Source organism: Sphingobium sp. B11D3B, from assembly GCF_025961735.1.
Classification (GTDB): domain Bacteria; phylum Pseudomonadota; class Alphaproteobacteria; order Sphingomonadales; family Sphingomonadaceae; genus Sphingobium.
In genome coordinates, this window is record NZ_JAOQOF010000001.1 from 644,371 (window position 1) to 666,943 (window position 22,573).

17 protein-coding genes are annotated in these 22,573 nt (G+C 64.4%); 7 read left to right on the forward strand and 10 right to left on the reverse strand.

The genetic code is table 11. The features are described from left to right. Window positions 1–7: 7 nt before the first annotated feature. The 4 genes from M2333_RS03055 (at window position 8) to M2333_RS03070 (ending at window position 7,803) form a co-directional block, all read left to right on the forward strand. Window positions 8–2,878, forward strand: a complete 2,871-nt coding sequence (locus M2333_RS03055; RefSeq protein ID WP_264610820.1) for a TonB-dependent receptor plug domain-containing protein — start codon at window positions 8–10, stop codon at window positions 2,876–2,878. Between the two features lie 73 nt (window positions 2,879–2,951). After that, entirely contained in the window at window positions 2,952–3,500 is a 549-nt protein-coding gene (locus M2333_RS03060) for a hypothetical protein (protein ID WP_264610821.1), read from the forward strand. A 6-nt stretch (window positions 3,501–3,506) separates the two neighbouring features. Continuing rightward, window positions 3,507–4,670 (forward strand): alpha/beta fold hydrolase, encoded by a 1,164-nt coding sequence (locus M2333_RS03065; RefSeq protein ID WP_264610822.1) that lies wholly within the window; start codon window positions 3,507–3,509, stop codon window positions 4,668–4,670. A gap of 343 nt (window positions 4,671–5,013) precedes the next feature. Further along, window positions 5,014–7,803, forward strand: coding sequence for a M10 family metallopeptidase C-terminal domain-containing protein (locus M2333_RS03070; protein ID WP_264610823.1), 2,790 nt, complete (start codon window positions 5,014–5,016; stop codon window positions 7,801–7,803). 32 nt (window positions 7,804–7,835) lie between these two features. On the opposite strand, the gene M2333_RS03075 is transcribed toward M2333_RS03070, so the two are convergent. From M2333_RS03075 to M2333_RS03100, 6 genes are all read right to left on the reverse strand, one after another. Then, the gene (locus M2333_RS03075; RefSeq protein ID WP_264610824.1) at window positions 7,836–9,323 is read right to left on the reverse strand and encodes a carboxylesterase/lipase family protein; all 1,488 of its coding nucleotides are present in this window, start codon (window positions 9,321–9,323) and stop codon (window positions 7,836–7,838) included. Between the two features lie 12 nt (window positions 9,324–9,335). Continuing rightward, window positions 9,336–10,724 carry an MFS transporter gene (locus M2333_RS03080; protein ID WP_264610825.1) on the reverse strand — a complete coding sequence of 463 codons (1,389 nt, stop codon included), beginning with the start codon at window positions 10,722–10,724 and terminating at the stop codon, window positions 9,336–9,338. Between the two features lie 76 nt (window positions 10,725–10,800). Further along, window positions 10,801–11,430, reverse strand: a complete 630-nt coding sequence (locus M2333_RS03085) for a hypothetical protein (RefSeq protein ID WP_181560100.1) — start codon at window positions 11,428–11,430, stop codon at window positions 10,801–10,803. A gap of 97 nt (window positions 11,431–11,527) precedes the next feature. After that, window positions 11,528–12,613: a TAXI family TRAP transporter solute-binding subunit gene (locus M2333_RS03090; protein WP_264610826.1), complete on the reverse strand. Its 1,086-nt coding sequence runs from the start codon at window positions 12,611–12,613 to the stop codon at window positions 11,528–11,530. Between the two features lie 203 nt (window positions 12,614–12,816). Next, on the reverse strand, window positions 12,817–13,920 hold the full coding sequence (locus tag M2333_RS03095; protein ID WP_264610827.1) for an aromatic ring-hydroxylating dioxygenase subunit alpha: 1,104 nt from the start codon (window positions 13,918–13,920) through the stop codon (window positions 12,817–12,819). A gap of 157 nt (window positions 13,921–14,077) precedes the next feature. Continuing rightward, window positions 14,078–14,371 (reverse strand): 2Fe-2S iron-sulfur cluster binding domain-containing protein, encoded by a 294-nt coding sequence (locus M2333_RS03100; RefSeq protein ID WP_264610828.1) that lies wholly within the window; start codon window positions 14,369–14,371, stop codon window positions 14,078–14,080. Window positions 14,372–14,537: 166 nt separating this feature from the next. Here M2333_RS03100 and M2333_RS03105 point away from each other — a divergent pair, with 166 nt between their 5' ends. Then, the gene (locus M2333_RS03105) at window positions 14,538–16,124 is read left to right on the forward strand and encodes an FAD-binding protein (RefSeq protein ID WP_264610829.1); all 1,587 of its coding nucleotides are present in this window, start codon (window positions 14,538–14,540) and stop codon (window positions 16,122–16,124) included. 21 nt (window positions 16,125–16,145) lie between these two features. Here M2333_RS03105 and M2333_RS03110 read toward each other — a convergent pair whose 3' ends face one another. The 4 genes from M2333_RS03110 to M2333_RS03125 form a co-directional block, all read right to left on the reverse strand. Further along, on the reverse strand, window positions 16,146–16,736 hold the full coding sequence (locus tag M2333_RS03110) for a MarR family winged helix-turn-helix transcriptional regulator (protein ID WP_264610830.1): 591 nt from the start codon (window positions 16,734–16,736) through the stop codon (window positions 16,146–16,148). Between the two features lie 27 nt (window positions 16,737–16,763). Then, complete coding sequence (locus M2333_RS03115; RefSeq protein WP_264610831.1) at window positions 16,764–18,740, reverse strand: alpha/beta hydrolase family protein; 1,977 nt, start codon at window positions 18,738–18,740, stop codon at window positions 16,764–16,766. 95 nt (window positions 18,741–18,835) lie between these two features. Continuing rightward, entirely contained in the window at window positions 18,836–20,194 is a 1,359-nt protein-coding gene (trmFO, locus tag M2333_RS03120; RefSeq protein WP_264610832.1) for a methylenetetrahydrofolate--tRNA-(uracil(54)-C(5))-methyltransferase (FADH(2)-oxidizing) TrmFO, read from the reverse strand. Further along, window positions 20,191–20,547, reverse strand: coding sequence for a DUF952 domain-containing protein (locus M2333_RS03125; protein ID WP_264573164.1), 357 nt, complete (start codon window positions 20,545–20,547; stop codon window positions 20,191–20,193). Before M2333_RS03125 ends, trmFO begins: the two co-directional genes overlap by 4 nt. Between M2333_RS03125 and M2333_RS03130 the strand changes: the two genes are divergently transcribed. Then, complete coding sequence (locus M2333_RS03130) at window positions 20,546–21,553, forward strand: acyl-CoA thioesterase (protein ID WP_264610833.1); 1,008 nt, start codon at window positions 20,546–20,548, stop codon at window positions 21,551–21,553. The two genes, M2333_RS03125 and M2333_RS03130, sit on opposite strands and share 2 nt — an antisense overlap. 150 nt (window positions 21,554–21,703) lie before the next feature. Then, a complete protein-coding gene (locus tag M2333_RS03135) occupies window positions 21,704–22,543 on the forward strand; it encodes a CmcJ/NvfI family oxidoreductase (RefSeq protein ID WP_264610834.1) in 840 nt (279 codons plus the stop codon). Window positions 22,544–22,573 lie beyond the last annotated feature (30 nt).

Below are 22,573 nucleotides of genomic sequence, written 5' to 3' on the forward strand. Positions count from 1 at the left end.
AGATGAGATGAAGGCACGGAATTTTTCTGTCCGCGAACGGACGGGTCTGAAACTGGCGGTCTCCGCTTCGGCTCTGGTGTTGGCGGCGCTCGGCGCAGCGCCCGCCATGGCGCAGCAGGATGCATCGCCGCAGCAGGGCAGCTCTACGGATGCCGCGGATGCCGCGATTATCGTGACCGGCACGCGCATCAAGGGCGTCGCGCCGGTCGGTTCGCCGGTCATCCCGGTCGGTCGCGAGGAGATCGAGAAGCTCGGCGTCAGCACCACCAACGATGCCCTGCGCAAGCTCCCCCAGATCGTCAACTTCGGCGGCAATAACGAGCAGCAGGGTGGATCGATCATCCAGAACACCTCGCTCAATTCCTTCGCCGCGAAGTCGATCAACCTGCGTGGTCTGGGCACGGCCTCGACGCTCAGCCTGGTGAACGGCCACCGTGTCGCCCCGCAGGGCGCCAATGGCCAGCTCTTCGATGCCGATAACATCCCCGCCATCGCGCTGGAGCGCATCGAAGTGGTCGCGGACGGCGGCTCCGCCATTTATGGGTCGGATGCGGTCGGCGGTGTCGTCAACTTCATCATGCGCCGGCCCGACAATGTGTTCGAGGTGCAGGCCCGCGCCGGTTTTGCCGACTCCGTCGAGGAGTATATCGGCTCGGTCGCCTTCGGGCGGCGCTGGTCCAGCGGCGGCTTCTTCCTCGCCTACGAGTATCAGAACCGCACCGCGCTGGAAGCCGCCGACCGGCCGAACCTGTATAACAGCGACCTCTCGCCTTATGGCGGCGCGCCCAACCCGGTGCTCACCAATCCCGGCAACGTTCAGTTCGGGTCGAGCTTCTATGGTATTCCCGCCGGGCAGAATGGCACGAACGTGACGCTGGGCAAGCTGACGGCGACGCCCAATCGCGAGAATGCATGGATCGGCGCCGATGCCATTCCGTCCGGCAAGCGGCATACGGTGGTCGGCACCTTCCGTCAGGACTTCGATGATAACGTGACGTTCGTGGCCGATGGCCTGTTCTCGCGGCGTGAACTGACCAACCGCGGCATCGCCTCGACAGCGACGCTCTCGGTGCCGAGCACCAACCCGTTCAGCCCGTGCGCGGCCGGCAAGGTGGACGATAGTGCCACGCTCAATTGCCCGGCCAACGGGACGCTGAGCGTGCCCTACAGCTTCCTTGAGGACCTGGGGCCGCAAACGATCACAGGCTATGAGCAGATATGGTCGCTTTCGGGCGGGCTGGAAATGAAGCTGAGCAACAGCTGGAACGCCAACGTCACCGCTTATTACAGCGAGAACAAAGGCTACAGCCTGGCGACCAACCAGCTCAATACCAATGGCCTTAACCGGGCGCTCGGCGCTACCGTCGCCGGCACCACCAAGCCGGCGAGCGTGCCGTTCTTCAACCCGTTCTGCGACGGGCAGCAGTTCGATTGTAATTCCGAGGCGACTCTCGCGCTCTTCCGCGCGCAGACGGAACTTGAAGTGTTCAATCGCAGCTATGGCGGCTCGGCCAATATCGGCGGCTCACTCTTCCGCCTGCCGGGCGGTGACGTGCGCGTCTCGGTCGGTGGCGAGGTCCGCTTTGACTATCTGTTCGGCAACGGCCAGCTCTCCAACACGCGCACTGCGAATGTCGATACCTTCGCGGGTGTGCCGACCTCTAACGAGCGCGACGTGCGTTCGGTCTACGCAGAAGCCTATGTGCCGCTGTTCGGTCCGGACAACGCCCGGCCGGGTCTGGAGAAGCTCGAGTTCAACGCCGCCGTCCGCTACGATCGCTATAGCGACGTCGGCTCGACGACGAATCCGCGCTTCGGTGTGACCTACGCCCCGGCGTCGGGCATTCAGTTCCGTGGCAGCTATGGCACGTCGTTCCGCGCGCCCTCGCTGGTCGATGTCAACAAATATGCCACCGCCGGCTTCCTGCCGCGCACCGGCAGCGGCTCGGCCGTGGGCCTGTCGCCCGCTGCGGGCTCGTTCCAATATGTCTATCCCATCGGCGGCAACCCGGACTTGAAGCCGGAAACGGCCACCACCTGGTCGCTGGGCATGGACCTGACGCCGGAGCTGGCCAAGGGCTTCAACTTCAGCCTGACCTACTACAATATCGTCTACAAGGATAAGGTCGATACGGCCGCCTACAACGCGCCGATCGGTGCCGTGCTGAACTCGGGCGCCTATGACGATTTCATCGTCTTCAACCCGGTTTACTTCCCGAACAAGACCAACCAGACGCTGGCCCAGTATGTCGCGTACTGGAACCAGATCACGGCCGATCCGCAATTGCCGGTGCTGGGCCTGGTCGATCCGACGACCGTCATCGCCATTGTCGACGCGCGCCGCAATAACAGCGGCGTGGTGGAGACGGACGGCTTCGACGTCTCGCTCGACTATACGCTCTATGGCAATGGCATCGATTTCCGCTTCGGCGCCCGGGCCAACTATGTCCTCCACTACAAGACCTCGCCGGTGCCCGGCGTTGCGCTCAAGGATGAGGTGAACCACTTCGGCTATCCGGCGCGCTTCACCGGCAAGGTGGAAGCGGGCGTGGACATCGGCGGCTTCTCCGGCACCGTGTTCCTCAACTATGTGAATTCGCGCACGATCACGCGCGACTTCCTGCCGGCAGCCGTGCCCGATCAGTATCAGAACATCGATCCGATCACGACGGTGGACCTCAGCCTGCGCTACAATTTCGGCGAAACCGGATCGATGATCACCAATGGTCTGGCGGCATCGCTGAACGTGCTCAACGTGTTCGATGCCGATCCGCCGCTGGTGGTGAATGCGGGTGGCGCCACGCCGATCCGGTTCGACTCCAGCTATTCCAGCTCGATGGGCCGGTACATCTCGTTCCAGCTCTCGAAGAAGTTCTAACGGCTGAGGGGGGCGCCCGGACGAAGCCCAAGGGCTTCGTCCGGTCCGTCAGTTGCACCGGAGGCGATCCGCCATGGCACCCAGCACAGTCGCTTCGCCCACCGGTGGGCGCACGACCTTCGGCAGTGTCGTCTATGCCTGCCAGTTTCTCTATGGCGGCTGGTTCCTGTTCCACGGGCTGAACTACTGGCTGGAATTCTATCTGGACCGGTCGATCCAGCCCGGGCCGGGTCTCGTGCCTGAACTGGCAGAATCCGGCGTGATGGCGCTGGTCAAGGCGCTGGAAGTCACCATTGGCCTGGCCCTGCTGCTCGATCTGTTCGCGGCGCTGGCGGTTGTCGCCGCCTGGCCGATCACGTTGATGATTGCGTTCGTCACGGCATCGCATGGCCGTCCGTTCGGCATGGGTGTGGCGGCCGTCATTATCGGGCTGAACGCGGTCATGTCTTTCGGCTATCTCCACCGCTATCGTCCGATGCTGGCGGGGAGCGCAGGTCCGCCCGGCGGTTCAACCGCCGCGCAGGGCTCGCGCATGGTGCCCGCGCGGCACGGCCTCGCCGCGCTTGTCGGCATAGCCGCAGCTATCGGCATCACCTACCTCACTGTCTATCTTCGGCGCTGAGCCGGTATGAGGTCCATCCGCCTCTCGCTGCTCGCCTGCCTGCTGGCGACGCTGCCGCTTTCTGCTGCGTCCGGGCAGGAGAGCGCCGCTGCAACGCAGCCGCTCGTCATTGCGCGGCAAGGCAATTTTTTCGTCGGCGGACATGAGGCGCAGACGCCGGACGGGCCGGTGATCGCCGGCGCCATGTATGTCGAATATCAGATCCCGGCGCAGCAGACGCACCCCTATCCCTTGGTATTCTTCCATGGCGGCGCATCCAGCGGCGCGAGCTTCTGGAGCACGCCGGACGGCCGCGAGGGCTGGGCGACGCTGTTTCTGCGCAAGGGCTATGCCGTCTATGTGGTGGATCGGCCGACGCTCGGCCGCTCTCCGCATTATGAGACGGTCGATGGGCGCAAGCTGATGCCTCCCGCCGGACTTCCCGCGCGGGAAGGGCAGGCGGCACCGCCTCCGCCGACCAGCAAGCCGGCGCATCTGCCCGGCACGAACGCCCCTGACGATCCGGCCACCGCCTACATGCGTCGCGCGCGCCAATCGACCATCGAGGTGCCCTTCGGCGCGCCCGGCGATGCTCTGGCGGTCAGCCTCTATGTCGACCGGCTGGACCGGGAGGCGGGCGCCGCGCTGCTGGACAGGATCGGCCCCGCCATTCTCGTCACCCACTCGCGGGCGGGGACGACAGGCTGGCAGATCGCAGATGCACGCCCCCGTCTTGTGAAAGCCATCGTCGCCGCCGAACCAAACGGCCCGCCTTTCTACAACGCCCCGCCAATGGGCGCTCCGGGCGATCCGGTCGCGCGGCCCTTCGGCATCACTTATGCTGGCCTGCGCTTCGATCCGCCGGTCACCGATCTGCGCGACTTCGGGCCGCTCACGCAATTGCCGCCGGAGGATGGCCACAAGGTGGGCTGCTGGACGGTGGCGGGAAAAATGCCCCGGCTGGTCAATCTGGCGCAGGTGCCGGTGATCGTCCTAGTTGGCGGCGCGTCCTATCATGCCGGCTATGACCACTGCACCGCTCAGTTTCTGAAGAAGGCGGGCGTATCCGTCGATCTCGTCCCGCTCGACGCACATGGGTTCGTCGGCAACACCCATGGCTTCCCGACCGAGACCAACAATCATCTGATCGCCGATTTCATTGCCCGCTGGCTGGCGGAGCGCGACCTGTAGAACAAGCTGGGTCGCCGGTGCTGGAGCCCATCGCGGCAGCTTGGTTCGCCGATCTGACGATGACACCCCGCTAATCAGCTTCCTGCCGCTTTCCGAAAGCGCCGCAACCCACCCTTGGCGTGGCGGTGGATTGCGCTTATTGACAAGTGCGACGGAAATAATGGTCTATTTCCTGACATGTAAAGTCAATGTATGTAAATGACTGTCTCTGCAATTTTGCGAAATTCGGTGCGTCTGAGAGAGCTGAAGTCGAAGTATAAATCAAATATTTTATTTAACGATTGTTAATTTAATATAACGATCTTAACCGACCTGGATTTCAATGACGACCTCTAAATACATCATGATGAAGAACGGAGGTGATGGCCTCGCGTTTATCGATTTCATTGTGACATATGGTGGATTGGCGTTGGATGGTCAGGACATCCAGTTTCTCGGCTCCTCATTGATCGATGCCGTTTTAGTCCGCCCCGGGGCGAGCTATGTTCTGAATACGGGAGGCGGAGCGGACCGCATTTATGTCGAAGGTCAGCTCTCCGATTACACGATGAGTCGCATTGGCGCGACGCTGACCCTGATGCGCACGGTGGACGGCAAGGTGGAGACCGTCCATGTGGCGGGCGCCAACGCGACCGCCGCACCCGATGTGCTGGTGTTTTCAGATGGCAGCGTGAGCGTGAACGCCCTCTACACGCATGTTGCAGACGGAACGGCGGCTCCAGTGCCGACGGGCGAAACCTCACTGGCCCCTCAGGGCGCGGCCGCGCCCGGTGCCGTTCTGGACGCCATAGTGAAGATCGGATGCTTCAACCCTGCTGGCGAGACGGTCGCCGCTTCGAAGCCGGGCGTCGCGTTCCAGATCCTCGGCAGTGCCGGTGTCGATAGGGTGTACGTCGCCGAGGGAACCACGATCGACGCTGCCTCGCTCGGCGGCGGCGTTGATGTGGTTTACTTCCGGGGACAGTGGGCCGACTACACCAAGACCCTCACCGGCGCGCGCCTGACGCTCACCCGCACCGCAGGCGGGCACGTCGAGACGGTCGTCGTGGCATCCAGCGGCGGCACGCTCAACGATCTGCTGGTGTTCGCCGATGGGGCTGTGCGCTCGCAGGTGGCCGGCCAGGGGGTGAAGGCGGATGCCAACGTCGCTCTAGCGGATCTCGCCGGCTTTGATCCGAGCGTGTTCGTCGATCTGGTCGCGCCCGTTGCGCCCCGGCTATCGCTGGCCAACGATAACGGGACATCTCAGACGGACGGCCTGACCAATGACGGCCATATTCTCGTCACGCTTCTGGAGGCGGGAGCATCCTGGGCATACAGTATCGACGGCGGACAGACCTGGCTCAAGGGCGAGGGGGAGACCTTCAGCCTTGCTGCGGGAACCTATGCGGCCGAGCAGGTTCAGGTCCGGCAGCGCGATGCGGCAGGGAACCTGTCCGAAGCCGGGCACAATGAGACTGTCCTGACCATCGATTCCACGCCGCCGGTGGCGCCCGTGATATCGGGCTTTTTTGATCCGATCGCGAGTTCGATCAACCCGTCGACGGGGGCGATCATCAACCTCGTGACGAGCCCGGTGGCTGGCGCTTCTGTTCTTCAGCAGGGCGCGACCAGTCTGCACGGCACAGGCACAGCCGGCAGCAAGGTCGTCGTCACCTTCGGGGCCTCTGAACAGCGGGTGGTGACGGTGGATACCGCGGGGGCCTGGTCCCTGAATCTCACGCACGCGGACATCGTGTCATTCGGCATCGGGGCGGAGGCATTTACGGCCACCGTCAGCGATGACGCGGGTAATTCTGCAAGCACCACCGTCCCGCTGCAGATCAATGCACAAGCCTACACGACCAACGATGTTGCGGCCTCCGGCTATGGCAGTGAGTATGTCGACGCTCTGATTATCGGCGAGGCCGGCTGGTCCGGTGGCATCATCACTTACTCTTTCTCCGCCGGCTCGGGCGCATCGGTCTGGTCTGAAAGTGAAAAGAGCGCCGTGCGATCGGCATTGGCTCTCTACGAGAATATCGCGAATTTGGACTTTCAGGAGACGGACGACTATGGCGAAGCGGCGGGCGGCGCGAATATCGCTCTCGAAAAATCGCCCGCTTCGATCTGGACCGAGCCTGGAATTCTGGCCGACTTCACCATTCCCTTCGGCGGATACAATGCCACGCAGGTCGGCCGCTTCAACTATGAGATTTCCTATTGGCAGAATCTGAGCGAAGGGGGCCTCGCGTTCGACACGCTGGTGCATGAACTTGGCCATGCCCTCGGCCTAGGCCACCCCTTCACGGATACCATCAACGGCGTCACGCAGACCCAATTTCCGGGCGTAGCGGCCAATGATGCCTATGCGCTCGGGACGCTGGACCTGAATCAGGGCATCTGGACTATCATGTCCTACAATTTCGGCTGGGATGTGAAGGCGCCGCCAAACAGTTACGCATGGGGCTTGTCGAAGACGCCGATGGTCTTCGATGTTGCTGCGATACAGGCGATCTATGGCGCCAATCTCTCATACCGAACCGGTAACGACGTCTACACGCTGCCCACCGCGAGCAAGTCGGGTACGGGCTGGGCATGCATCTGGGATGCGGGGGGCGTGGACACGATCAGCAATGCGGGCAGTTCGCTCAACTGCGTCATCAACCTCAATGCCTATCCGCTCACGGCCGGCATCGACCCCACGCTCTATGTATCGCGGAATCTTGCGATAACCGGAGGATATACGATCGCGGCGGGTGCGGTGATCGAAAACGCGATCGGCGGGGGAGGCCGCGACACGATCATCGGCAACCAAGTTTCCAACCTGTTGACCGGGGGCGGCGCGGCCGATCAGTTCATATTCAATACCGCGCTGGGAGCGAGCAATGTCGACAGCATAAGCGACTTTTCTGTCAGCGCAGGTGACGTCATCGCGCTCGACAAGAGTATTTTCGACCGGCTCAGCAACCTCAGCGATCTGAGCGGTCACTTCGGTTATTCGACCCAGTCTGCGGATCCCGACCTGCTCGTCATTTACGATCCCGGCAGCGGAACGCTCAGTTACCGTGACGAAGCAAACGAGCTGATCGATTTCGCGATCCTGCTCAGCAAGCCGCAGTCGATCACAGCCACATCTTTTGCGGTCCTCTGACCCGATCCGGCGCCGCCGCCGGACGCGGATCGCTAGCGTCGCGCATCGAAATAGCTGTCGAGGAAGGCCTGCGCTTCTGCGCGCGGGGTGCCGATGACGGCCGGCTGCGGGGAGAGACGCATCAATTTGGGTGCCGTGTCGTCATAGCGCGGCCATTCCGGCAGGCCGGGGCCGTTGGGATTGCCGGTGCGGGCGAAGTTCACCCAATAATGCGAGACGAGGTCGGAGAGCTTGTGATCCTCAGGCGTCCACGGTTGATCCTCGACCTGCAGGTTGCGGAAGACATAGACGATCTCCGCTGAATGGAAGGCGCCCATTTCCGGCTTGCCGGGCCAGGGCTGATCGAACCAGTAGAGCCACGCGCGCGCCTTGCCGGTCTTGGCCTGGAGCTTGGCCCAACTGCGCATCTGCCATTGGACGGCATCTGTCGAGGATTGGCCCAATTGGTCCTTGGACGCCCCGTAAATCCGGTCGTAAGCCGCGCCGTTCGTGTCCGACCGCTGCACCCAGTCCTTGCGGATGTTCGATCCCTCCATGGAATTGGAGCCGACCAGCGTGGGCACGTCGTTCTGCTTGCCCGCCGCGAAAATGTTGTAGACGATGTCCGGCAGCACATAGCCGTCACGCTCGGTGGGCCAGAAGAAGGCCAGTTCCTTGGTGAACGCGCCCATCGGCAGCGCGCGAAGCTGCGCGACTGTTTCGCCGCCAAGCTTGCGGCCAAAGTCCGCGCCATAAGCCTCGGCCTCGCGCATGTCCTTGCGGCCGACGAGGCCACCATCGGGATCGAACTGGGACGTGCTCTCGCCGATCGCGCGGTGGAACAATCCCTTGGCCAGGGGCGAAGCCTGCAGGATGCTGATCGCGGTGCTGCCGGCGGATTCGCCAAACACGGTGACGTTGCCCGGATCGCCGCCAAAGGCCGCGATGTTATCGCGCACCCATTTCAGCCCCTCGATCTGGTCGAGAATGCCGTAATTGCCCGAGGCCTTGTAAGGCGCTTCGGCGGTAAGGCCAGGATGTGCCATGAAGCCGAGCGGGCCGACGCGGTAATTGAGAGTCACCAGCACCACACCCATTTTCGCGAGCGCCGTGCCGTCATAAGCCGGCTCGCGGTTGGAGCCGCCCAGGAAGCCGCCGCCGTAGATCCACACCATCACCGGGAGCGGCCCTTGGTGGTCGGCCGGCGTCCAGACATTTACGGAAAGACAGTCCTCGCTCATCGGCCGCTGGTCGACCGGCGGGCGCCATTGCGGGCAGATCGGGCCGAACTCGGTTGCATCGCGCAGGCCGCTCCAACCGGAGGCCGCGACCGGCGCTTTCCAGCGCCGCTCGCCGGCGGTCGATGCGCCGAACGGGATGTTGAGGAACTTGCGCACGCCGTCCGCCTCCGCGCCTTTCAGCGCGCCCTGACGGATCGTCACCTGCGGCGCGGCGCCGGTGTCGGCGGCCAGCGGGGCGGCAGTTCCGGCGAGGAGGAGTGCGGCAAGCGCGCTACGCCGCAGCAGAGGGATCGTCTTCATGGGAATCTCCGTTCAGGCCGCACTGGCCGAGGGGCGGGCGCGGGCGGCAAATCCGGCCAGACCGCACAGGGCGAGCAGCACGGCAACGACGGCGAAGAATGCAAAGGAGCCGCCCAGATCGAGCGAAATGACGCCGGTGAACGAGCTGAGCACCGCGCCCAGCCGCCCGGTGGCGGAGGCGACGCCCACGCCGGTTGCCCGCGCTGCCGTTGGGTAGGCCGTGGCGGCCAGGGTGTAGAGCGTGTTGTGAAGCCCCGCCATGCAGAAGCCGAGCGCGACCATCACGGGCAGGATGATGAGCGCCGAGACCACATCACTGCCGAGCAGCACGGCGAGTACGCCTGCGAGGAGGGCAGCGGCACCCGCCAGGCCCATATGCGCGCGGCTGAAGCCGGTACGATCGAGCAGGATGCCGCTGAACAACGCGCCGACCACCCCGCCCATATGGAAGGTGGTGATGCCGAGGCTGGTCATGGTGAGATCGAAGCCTAGCGTGCTCAGCATCGTCGGGACCCAGCTGAAGATGGTGTAGGAGGCCATCAGGCAGGTGAAGAACCCGCCCCAGAGCAGCAGGGTCTGGTGGCGCAGCGCCGGCGAGAGCAGCAGCCGCAGCGGCGCGATGACCGTGCTGGCTGGCGGCGGTGCATCGAAGCGATGGGCCGGGTCATGCGAGATACGGCAGCGCTTGAGCAGCCGCGCCAGATCTTCATGCCGGCCGGCGCGCAGCAGGAAGCTGGGCGATTCCGGCAGGAAGACGATGAAGGCGAGGGCCAGCAGGATTGGCAGGGCGCCTGCGACGAAGAACAGGGTCCGCCATCCGAACATCTCCAGCACCGAGGCGCCGAGCCCGCCGGCGATGATGCCGCCAATGGGAATGAACACCATGCCGATGGCAATGGCGCGGCCCCGGCGCTTTTCCGGCGTGAATTCAGAGATGAGCGCGGCGCCATTGGGGATCGCCGCGCCGATGCCAAGGCCATCGAGGAAGCGCACGAGCAGCAACTGCGTGGCGTCATGCGTGAAGCCACCTGCCACAGTCATCAGGCCGAACAGGAGCATGGCAACGATCAAGGCCCAGCGGCGGCCGATCCGGTCGCCCATGATCCCGCCGATGATCGAGCCCAATGCGACGCCGGCCAGATTGGCGGCCGTCACCGGCGCGAACGCCCCACGGGCAATGCCCCAGTCCGCGATCAGGGCCGGCAGCACGATGCCGAGAGACTGGTTGGCCAGCCCGTCGACCGCGAAGACCAGCGCGAAACAGCCGAGCAGCAGCTTCTGGAACGGGCTCCACGCCGCATTGTCGATGGCCGTGCCCAGATCATGCGATACCACAGCTGACGCCGCGCCGCTGGGCTCGGCTGGCAGTGCCGTGCCGGCTGCTGGGGTGAAGGATGCCATGCTGCTCTCTCTCCGTGTCAGGCGTTGGTCTGTGGCCGGGGGCGATTCTGGTGTCGCGCGCTCACGGCGGATGGCTTCAAAGGGGGCGGGGCGGCTCCTGCGTGTCGAGGGCGCTCTCGCCCATGAAGCGCGGCGGCGCGGCATAGGCGCGCGCGGTGAGGAACGGCTGGTAATAGCGGAAATAGGCCAGCAGCAGGGCGCAGTTCACGCCGATCTCCAGCGGTCCTGTGATGAGCTGGCGCGGCAGGCCGACGACGATGGCATTGAGGTAGAAGATCGTGAAGCTGGTCGGCACCTGCAGCACCAGCATCAGCGGCACGAACCGGTTGGTCAGCAGCACGATGCCGACAAGGCCCTCCATGGCCTTGATCCCCGGGAAGAGGCCCATGTCGAGCAGCGACTGGATGAACGGTCCGCCGATGGGGTGGGGCACGACCGGCTGCATGTCGGTGAGCCAGTAGCGCGACGACGACCAGATGAGATGCAGGCCGAAATAGATGCGCATCGCATCGGTCACATGGTCCGCCGTCGTGCGCTTCGGGTCCAGCCGCCGCAGGATCAGCGCGCCCACGATGCCGGCAAGGATCGGGAAGCCGAAGAACATGAACGTGTCGAACTTGCCGAACGCCAAATAGAGGCCGATGGCGCCGCTCAGCGCGGCCGGAACGATGAAGCCAGTGGTCAGCGGCTTGGGTGACGAGGGCATGGTGCTTCTTTCTGCTGGCGAGCGCCTTGGGGTCGTTCGCCCTGTGTCGTTGGTGGTGTCATACGCGGGTCATGTCCGGGGCTTGCGAGCCGCCCGCTCAGTCGATGTAGCCCATCTCCCGATAATAGCGCGCGGCGCCGGGATGCAGCGGAACCCCCTTGCCGTCGCCGACCGTGCGCGGATCGATGGAATAGGGCCGCACAAACCATTTGAGCTCGCCGCGTGCCCGATCGATGCCGCGTGCGGCGGCATAGGCGATGTCGTCTGGCATATCGGCGCGACCGAACACGACTTCGCCGGACCGTCCGACCGTCTTGATCGCGCGATCCACGCCGCGCAGCACGCCCCAGCGGGCGGTGGTGCGGACCATGTCCGCCTCCTTGACCATCTTGTCGAGCAGATCGTCCGGCAGATCGAGGAAGTGGAGTTTGTGCGCGACGGTCAGCGTCGTCCAGAACGAGGACTCAGGATTGTTCGCCGGGCTGGCGAGGCTGGAGATGACGACGTCGAACGGGGTCTCCGCCGTCACGTCGTGCGGGCTCTGGATCGAGCCACCCCAGCTCTCCACGCTGGCCTTGTCGAGGCCGTAATAAGCGAGCACGGGCGCCTCGCTCGGCTGGCCATCGGTGAGAATGCGCACCGGCAGCTTGCGTTCGCGAATTTCAGCAAGGCTCTTGATCCCGAGGTCCGGCTTGACCGCGACCAGCAGATAGGTCGGGTCCTCGATCCGTGCGATGAGGCGCAGCGCGGGATAGGGACCGTCCTTGGCATAGATATATTGGCCACGATAGGCCCAGGTCATCATCGATGCCTCGGTGATGCCGAAGTCGATGGGGGCGTTGATCCGCTGGGTCGTGCCGTGGCGTACATCGCCTTCCTTCAGGGGCGGGGGCAGGGCGGCCTTGCCCACCAGACGCGGCCCTTCGGTGCGGTTGCAATTGCGGCAGAGGATGATCTCATAGCCTTCCGGCGCCATCGCATCGCGCACGAATTCGCCCAGTTCGCCCCAGGGGCAGGCTTCCGGGCAGGCGGAGGCGAGGACGAGACGCTTGGTGGCGTAACCGGTCTTGCCGACATCGGTCCAGCTTGAGTCGACGATCTTTTCCGGCTCTGCCGCGCGCGCCGGCATGCCCAGCGTGAGGCCGGCCAGGGCCAGGGCGATTGCAGATAGCAGCATGCGCATTGAAGACCGTCTCCCCTCAGGCGCCCAATCCAGTGTGTCGCGAGACTCGCAGGACAGGCAGCGGCTGGTCCAACCCCGCTTTCTTCTGTGGGAAGCTTCGGCTAGGCAGCAAACAATATAAAAAATAGTATACTAATCTGGCGTCGTCAATGCCATGTGGTCGCGCGCCTTCCTAATATTTAACCCGTGTGCGGGCGACGCCCTCAGTGCGCCATCTCCGCGCGTGCGCGCGGAGCATTCAGGGAAGCGGAGGCCTCCTCGGCGCGTTCGCGGGCGATGAGATCGGCCAACATGCGACGCGCGGAAACCGGCGCCGTATCCGTCGCAAGCAGGATCGGGTTCAGCTCGTTGATGTCGCTGACCGCGCCCATATTCTCCTGAACCATCTCGATCATCGGCTCGTCCTGCTGGCGGAAGGCCATGTCGAAGAAATCGAGCAGGGCTTGGTCGACCTCCGGCTCATCGCGGCGGCGATTGCGGCCGTTGACGAAGAAATAATGGGAGGTGAACTCGGTCTCCGGCGTGATGATATGGAGCTGCGGAATATGCGCGCCGCTCTCGCGCGGCTGACCGACCTCCCAACTGCCGAGCTTGAAGTCCAGCATCGCCGGCGGATGCCAGGTCATGGTGGTGTCGGTCTCCACCACAACCTTGGGGTCCATGCCGAACAGGCCGACATGCGCCGAGGAGGGGCCAAGGCCGCTGCGGATACGATGATTGGTGATCCAGCGATCGCCACGCTCCAGCCGCTGCGTGGTGGCGGCGAGCAATTGCTCTGGCGTGTAATTGCCGCCGCTGAACTGCGGGTGGATGAAGGCGGCGTGACTGAGGTCGAGCAGGTTATCCACCACCAGCTCGTAGTGGCCCTTCACGTGCAACAGCCCGCGCACCACGGCATAGTCATCGGGCTGTTCGAGGAAATCGATGACCGGCAGCAGCGCCGGGTCGGCCTTTGCGGGGTCGCCGGGCCAGAACCAGATGATGCCGTAGCGCTCCAGCAGCGGCCAGGCGCGAATGTTCGCAGCGGGGAGACCGGCCTTGGTCTTGCTATGCGGATTGAGCACGCATTCGCCATCCCGGTTGAAGCGCAGCCCGTGATAGGGGCATTCCAGCGTGTCATCGATGATCCGGCCGGCGGAGAGCGGCGCAAAGCGGTGCGGGCAGCGATTGAGAATCATGGCTGCCTCGCCATGGCTGTCGCGGAACAGCACGGCTTTCTGGTCAATCAGCGTGCGGGCCAGCGTGCCTTCGCCGAGCTCATGGGAATAGGCTGCAGCGTACCAGGTGTTTTTCAGGATCGAGAGCACTCACCACTCCATCAATATTTTGATCGCGGCAACCGGGGCTCCCGCAACAGGACCAGGAGGCGGGCGCAGCAAACCTCTCCTGAATCATTGGTAGACGATTATGTATACCATACGAGTTATCCGCTGTCATCCGGCAAGTCGCCCGGTTGGTCACTCATCAAAGGTCCAGCACCAGCCGCTCGGTGAGCGCGCCTGAGCAGCAGATCATCATCATCTTCCCCTCGCGCTTCTCCTGCGGTGTCAGCACCGCGTCGAAATGCTCGGGCGTTCCGGCGAGCACTTCCGTTGCGCAGGCGCCGCAAGTGCCCTGTTCGCAGCTGGAGCTGGTCGGCACGCCAGCCTCGCGCACCGCATCGAGGATCGACTGGCCCGGCGCCACGGTGAGCACCAGACCGGAGCGGGCCAGTTCGACGATGATGGTGCCATCGGGGAGGGGCTGTTTTTCAGTCACGACCGGCAATCTCTATCATGCTTTCCATTCATCCTTCATACGCCATAAATGTCTTAGTGCTAAGATATATTGACAGGCGACGAGGGCGAAAATACCCTCAAGGCCATTCGCCGGACGCGCCATTTGCTGCGCTCGGTGCCCCTGATAACGGTTTAGGAGATGCGCAGTGGCCCGCGAAATGGTGACGGATGTTCTGGTGATCGGCGGCGGCTCCGCGGCGACGCGCGCGGCGCTGGAGGCCGCGGCGGCGGGCGTGGCCGTGATGCTGGTGGACAAGGGCACGGTCGGCGATAGCGGCTCCAGCCCGCACGCACTGGTCGGCTTCAGCGTGCCGCTGCTGGATGAGGCGGATAGCTCCGCGCTGTTCGTCGAGGATTGGGCGAAGGCCAGCGGCGGCATTTGCGATCGCGATCTGGTGGCGCAATGCGCAGAGCATGGGCGCTTTCTGGCCGAAGATATGGAAAAGCGGGGCGTGCCCTTCATCCGCAATGCCGATGGAAGCTGGTTCATCTCCCGCCGCGCCGGCCATTCGGTGCGCCGGACCTTGCAGGCGCAGGGCCTGGGCAAGGGCAAGCACGCCAATGTCATCGCGCCCATGCGCACCGGCCTGATCGATGCCGGCGTGACGCTGCAGGAAGGAACCATGATCACGCGCCTGCTGCTCAGCGATGGCACCGTCGTGGGGGCATATGCGGTCGGCCCGGATGGCGAGCATTTCATCATCCGCGCCAAGGCCGTCGTGCTCGCCTCGGGCGGGGTGAACCGGCTCTACACGAAGCTCTGCGACGAAGTGGTCGAGCATGGCAGCCGCACCACGGGCGATTCCTACAGTCTGGCGTTCCATGCCGGTGCCCAGCTGATCGACATGGAGTTTGTTCAGTTCCGCGATTCGCCGCCCGCTGGGCCGATCTACGGCGCCGCTTATGTGAATGCGCTCGGCGAGCGGATCATGGAGAAATATGATCCCGAGAATATGGAATGCGCCCCGCGCTACATGATGGCACGCGCCGTCTATACCGAGAATTTTGAGGGGCGCGGGCCGGTCGTTTGGCATGTCGAGGACGGGCAGGTCGCCCGCTCCCGCGCGCCGGTCGGCAATTATGAAGGCGGGCAGATCGTGGAGATCACCCTCATGTTCCAGCGCCTGATGGGCGGCGCGCGCATCGATGTAACCGCTGCGACGGCGGTGCCAGGCCTGTATGCCGCAGGCGAGGCGTCCGGCGGCATTCATGGCGGCGACCGGATGCAGGGCTGCGGCTTTCTGGAGACGCAGACCTTCGGCCGCATCGCCGGGCAGAGCGCGGCCCAGCGGGCGAAGACGACTGACTTGCCCGCGCTCGATCCCGCTGCGGTGGAGGCCGAGGCAGCGCGGCTGGCGCGGAGCGCGGGCGCGCAGGATCCTGTCGCCCTGTTCGAGAGGGTGCGCGAGATCATGTGGGCGCAGGTCGGCGTGGTGTCCAACCGCACTCAGTTGACCGATGCCATCGCCAAATTTCAGGAGATCCAGCGCATCGCTGCGACCGATGTCGATCAGTCCGATCTGGTCGCCGCCGAGGAACTACGCAATCTCGCGCTCACCGCCGAACTGGTGGCGACCGCCAAGCTCGCCCGCGAGGAGACGCGCAGCGGCCACGGGCGCACCGATTTCCCGCAGGAAGATCCCGCCTGGGTGCGCCACGTCCGCCTCGCGAACGCAGGCGATGGCGCGGTGGCTGTCGATACCATCCCGGTGGTCGAGTTCGCTGAAGCCTGACCGGCGCCACCACTCCCGCGTTCAGGGCAGCGCGGCCTCGATCGAGTGGAGCAGCTTGCGCAGGATCGCGTTGCAACGCTGCCGGTCCGCCTGCGAAAGGCTGCCCATCAGGCGCTGTTCCGTCGCAGTAAAGGCGGCCATGGTCCGCCCGGCCAGCGCGATGCCGTCGTGCGTGAGTTCGACGAGCAGCGAGCGCTGGTCGCTGGCATGCGAGACGCGGCGGATCAGGCCGCGCTGCTCCAGCCGCCGCGCCAGCCCGGTCAGCCCGCCCGAGGTCACCGGCACATAGCGCCCGGCGAGGTCGGTCGGCGCCGCGCGATAGGGCGCGCCGATGCGCATCAGGCCCGCCAGCAGACGAAACTCATTATCGGATAGCCCCGACGCCTTGAGCACCGCTGCCGTCTCCGCGCGCAACCGATCATCGATCCGCGCGACCCGCGCCGCAATCGCCCGCACATCGGCATCCAGCGCCGGAATGACGGCCTGCCACTCCCCGACAAGCGCATCCACTGCCGCATCCAGCCGATGCGCCTCACTCTCCGCGCGCAGGTGTGCGAGGCTCTGTGAGGAGGGTGTCGAGTCTGGTCCTGTCGAGCGCGGGCGGGAGGTCATCGGCGCTTTATAAGCGTTCGTAGCGGCTCAGTCCGCAGGATTATGCTTGGCGAGGAAATCCTCCATCGCGCGGAGGAGCGTCAACCGATCCGCTTCGCGCGTGAAATAGTGGTCTGCCAGCGGGACGGAGACGAATTCGACCTGTTTGCCCGCGCTGGTCATGGCAGAATGCATTCGTGCTGACTGGGCGTGATCCACCGTCACGTCCTTCTTCCCGTGGATCAGCAATAAGGGCGTTTTGATCTTATCGACGGCGTAAACCGGCGAGATGCCCCTGAAGTCCGCAGACATCCTCTGCCACTGACCCCGATAAAGTCTGGTACGCAACTTGCCGCCGAAGTCGTTGACCTCCTTTCGGACGTTCGAGACCCCGTTGATGGAAATAGCGCAGCGATAAAAGTCCGGATCTTTTGCGATGCCCCACATGGCCGCATAGCCGCCATAAGAGGCGCCTACGATGCACACACGCTTGGGGTCGGCAATGCCCTCCTTGACGGCCCAGAGCACGCCGTCGGTCACATCATCCTGCATCGCGAGGCCCATCTGGCCCTCGCCGGCTTTCTCAAACGCATCGCCATAGCCGGTCGATCCGCGAAAATTCGGTTGCAGGACGGCATAGCCCCGCTCGGCCAGAAATTGGACCCAATAGTCATAGGTCAGCGTGTCGTGCGCCCAGGGGCCGCCGTGGGGCATCACGATGAACGGCAGGTTCGTGCCCGCTTTTCCCCGCGGCATGGTGAGCACGCCTTCGATTTCCAGCCCGTCGCGCGCCTTGTATTGGACGTAGCGGGAGCGCGCGAGCCTTTTGGTCCCGATGCGGCTGTTCATCTCCGCGAGCTTCGCCAGATTGCCGTTGTCGGGGTCGAAATAATATAGCAGCCCGGGATTGTCGGGCGTGCCGAAGCGCACAAGCATCTTTTTGCGGTCGGCGCTCATGCTGAGGATTTCGACATCCGTGTCCGGCGCGGCCTGCTGCAGCTTCTCCTGATAGGCCTTCAGTTGAGCATCGAACCAATGAAAGGGGGCGTCGTCACTGGTTGTCCGCACGCCGAGCAGGCTGGAATCGTCTGGAGCGAGGATCACGTCGTCCACGGCTTCCCTGTCGAAGATGGTGCGCAGGGTCTTGCCGGTGCTCAGGTCCACCTCGAAGACACCGCGATGACCGGCGTCGCCGGCTTTCAGCACATAGCCATTGTCGCTGCCGGGCACAAAATAGAAAGGCACGGTGAGGTCTTCGTCCGCGCCCAGATTGGCCGTGTCGATCGTGCGAAGCACGTCGTTCTTCTCCGCGCGATAGAGGAGGCGCGAATGGACTGTCAGATCATTATAACTGATAGCCATACGCACGCGGCCCTGAGAATCCGCTCCCCAGTCGAACACATCGGTCCGGCCTTTTTCCACGACCACCCTGCGGCCGTTCGCCACGTTCAGCCGATAGACGGACGGCCAAAAGCCGGGATAATTGGTGTAGATGCTGTCCTGGGCCGCAACCAGGATCTCGGTTCTGCCGTCGGTCGGGGCCCAGATGACGCTGGCTGCATCCTGGCCGCCGGAATCCCACATGAGATAGGTGATCTTTCCTGTTGTCCGGTTGACGGAAAGCAGACGTGAGACATACCAATCACTGCCTTCGACCGGCGCGAGCGCGTAAACGCCGACTAGGATGTGGTCGTTGCCGACCCAGCGTATCCACGCCACTTCCGTCAGATCCGGCACAGCGAAGCGCAGCATGTTGGCGCGATCGCCAGCGACCGGCAGGATCGTGATCATCTGGCCGCCGTTCACCGCGAACAGTCCGGCGATATGCGTTCCATCGGGGGAAAGCGTCGCCTTCTCCACGAACGGCAGGGCGGCGAATGCTTCGGTTGGTAGTGGCGCACGAGCGGCAGCAGGCGCATTTTCGGTGGACCCCGCCGCTATTTGCGGTGACAGGATCAGTAACAATGCTGCTGCGATGATCGCATATGCTGCGGCGCGGAACCCCGAGCCGGATGTGCTCCCCATGATGTCCCCCACGAACCACGAGCCATCGTTGGCCCCCAAGGTCCAGCTAAGTAATCGTGGTGCGACGGGCAACCGTCAAATGCGGCTTCGTGACGTCAGGCCGAAATTGCGAGAGCGGGGATCGCGCTCGCCTTCCACCCCGCCAGCGCCTCGCGCGCCCGGTCGGTGTAGGCCTGTTTGCGCTGCTTCTTGCGCACGCTCTCGTCCTCGATGGGCGGGAAGAGGCCGAAGTTGACGTTCATCGGCTGGTAGCTCTCCGCATCGGCGCCGCCGGTGATGTGGCCGAGCAGGGCGCCCAGCGCCGTCTGGGGCGGGGGGAGAGGCATGTCGCGTCCGCCCAAGTCCGCCGCGCAGAACAGGCCAGCGAGCAGGCCGACGGCGGCGCTTTCCACATAGCCCTCGCAGCCGGTGATCTGCCCGGCGAAGCGGACATGCGGCATGGCACGCAGGCGCAGGCGATCGTCCAGCAGGTCCGGGCTCTTGATGAAGGTGTTGCGATGCAGTCCGCCCAGCCGCGCGAACTGTGCGTTCTCAAGCGCGGGAATCGTCCTGAACAGAGCGACTTGCGCCTCATATTTGAGTTTCGTCTGGAAGCCGACCATGTTCCACAGTGTGCCTAGCGCATTGTCCTGCCGCAGCTGCACGACGGCATAGGGCCAGCGGCCCGTGCGGGGATTATCGAGACCGACCGGCTTCATCGGCCCGTGGCGCAGCGTCTCCCGCCCGCGCTCGGCCATCACCTCAATCGGCATACAGCCATCGAAGTAAGGCGTGTCCTTCTCCCACTGCTTGAACTCGGTCTTGGGACCATCGAGCAGACCCTGGACGAAGGCGTCGTACTGATCCTTGTCCATGGGGCAGTTGATATAATCCTTGCCGTCGCCGTCGGGCGAGCCCTTGTCCCAGCGGCTCGCTTTCCACGCGATCGACATGTCGATGCTGTCGCCATGGACGATGGGCGCGATCGCGTCGAAGAAGGCGAGTTGGTCCTTGCCGGTCGTCCGCGCGATCGCCTCGGCCAAGGGCGCGGCGGTGAGCGGGCCGGTGGCAATGATCGTCGGGCCCTCCGCCGGAATGCCATCAACGCGCTCGCGCACCAGCTCGATCAGCGGATGCGCTTCGATGGCAGCGGTCACGCCCTGTGCGAAGATGTCGCGGTCCACCGCCAGCGCGGAGCCCGCCGGCAGCTTGCACTTGTCCGCCTGCGCCATGATCAGCGAACCGAGGGCGCGCATTTCCTGATGAAGCAGGCCGACGGCATTGCTGTTGGCATCGTCCGAACGGAAGCTGTTGGAGCAGACCATCTCGGCCAGCGCATCGGTTTCGTGAGCGGGCGTCTGCTCTCCGCTGCCCCGCATCTCGGAGAGGCGCACGCACACGCCGGCCTGGGCGAGCTGCCACGCCGCCTCGCTGCCGGCAAGGCCGCCGCCGATGATGTGCACCTGATGGGTCATGGTTCTTCAAATCCTGCCGGGAATGCGTGTTTCCCGTCCGCCCCTAGCCGCAGCTTGCTGTGACCGGCAACCGCGCTCATCGGGATCGGGCCATAGACGTGCGGGAACAGAGCGCCGCCGCGCGAGACTTCCCAGCGCACGGTGTCGCCCAGCGGCGGCAGATCGACCATGACGAGGATGGCCGGATCGATATCGGCAAACCATTTGGCTGCCGTTTCCCGCACCTGTTCGCGGGCGGAAAGGTGGATGTAGCCATCGGCCAGATCGACCGGCGCGCCGGTAAAAACACCTGAGTCGCGCCATGCCGACCATTCCTCGGGGCGCAACAGCTTGAAGGCGAAGAGTTCTGTCATGAAACGACGCTACGGCATGGGCGGGGCGCCGTCCAGCGCTTGCCTTGGGGCGCGAAATCCGGGCATTCCCACCGGTGAATCGATTGAAACAGAATGGGATATGCTCTTCATGTCGAGCGACGCCACGCCCATGTCCATGCTCACCGCAGGGCTTATCCGCCTACTCGATGTCGAGCCGGCGGGAGAGCCCGGGCATTTCCTCGGCCATCGCAAGCCCGGCGGGGCAGGGCGCGTCTACGGCGGGCAGGTGGTCGGCCAGGCGCTGGCGGCCGCGGCCAAGACGGTGGCGGCGGACCGGCCCGTGCATTCGCTGCATTGCTATTTCATGCGCCCGGGCAGTGAGGACTATCCCATCGACTATCAGGTGGACGCGGACATGGATGGCCGCGCCTTCTCAAACCGGCGGATCGTGGCCTGGCAGCAGGAGAAGCCGATCTTCAACATGATCGCGTCCTTCCATAAGGCCGAACGTGGCCCGGCGCACCAGAGCGACATGCCGCCGGTGCCGGACCCCGATGATCTCAAGGATCTCGGCGATCTCATCGAGCAGCATGAACTCCCGGCCGGCCCGGTGCTGCGCTGGATCGCCGGGCGCAACAGCCCGGTGCGCTTCCGTCCGGTGGGAGATATCCAATCCGGCATCATCAAGACGCACGATGCCGCCCCGCAGCTATGCTGGATGCGCGTGGGGGAGGGGCCGTTCGGCCTTGAGCAGCCCATGCAGCGGGCGATGCTTGGGTTCATGAGCGACATGCTGTTGCTTGCGACGGCCTACCGGCCGCACGGCCTGCACATCGGTAGCCCCGGCGTGGCCAGTGCCAGCATCGATCACAGCGTCTGGTTCCACGACGATGTGGAGTGCGGTGACTGGCTGCTTTACGTCACGGACAGTCCCTGGGCGGGGCATGGACGGGGCTTCGCGCGCGGGCATTTTTACGCGCGGAACGGTCGTCTGGTGGCCAGCGTGGCGCAGGAAGGGCTGATCCGCTTCCGCGAGGCCGAGTGATGCGCGCGCCTTTCGACTGTCGGCCCCCAATATTCCATGTCATCAGGACATCCGTTGCGTTCGAGCCGCGCTGACGGCAAAGTTCATCGCACGAAAGCAACATTGATCCGGGCCCGACAAAGGCACACCCCGGGCGGAACGGAGGAGTGGATGACCAGAATTCGGGCTGATCGGCCCTCTGTGACGATCAACTATGTGGCGCGCACAAGCGAACGGCCGCGTTATTATGCGAACGATCACAGCCGGGACACGGTGGTGATCGAGGAGCACGGCATGGCCGCCAGCGATGGACGGCATGAGGTGCTGGGCCTCGACACGGCGGGCGTGGCGCTGGTTGAGGCGCCCACGGCGGTCACCGACTTTGCCGACAAGGCCAATTTCCCAGCTTATGCCAAGGAGATCGAAGCGCTGCTGCTGCGCGAGACGGGGGCGGATGTGGTGATCGTCACCGGGCCGCCGATCCTGCGCTTTTCGGAACGCTCCGGCAAGGCCGGCAGCAGCGATAACAGCCATCCCGCGCGCTTCGCCCATGTCGATGTCAGCGACGCGACGGCGCGCGGTTTTTCGGCGCAGCGTCAGCCGGCCGGGGAGGGCATTGCCCGCGCCGCGCACTATAATGTCTGGCGCGTGCTTTCGCCCGCCCCGCAGGATGTGCCGCTGGCGATCTGCGATGCGCGGTCGGTCACCGGGGAAGAACTGCTGCTGGCGGATGCAATTTTCGACAGTCCCTCGGGCGACTGGAGCTTCGAGGGCTATGTCGTCGCGCACGACCCGGCACATCGCTGGCTATGGTTTCCCGATATGACGACGGACGAGGCGATCATCTTCAAGACGCATGACAGCCGCGCAGGCGTCGCGCGCTGCGTGCCGCACGTCGCGTTCGATGATCCGCTGTGCGATGACGAGGCGCCGCCGCGCATCAGCGTCGAGGCGCGCGCCATTGCCTATTGGCGAGAGGGCGGAGATCGCGGTAAAGGTAAATTACCGTAAACCAAAATTATCCCGATGGCTGACCGTATC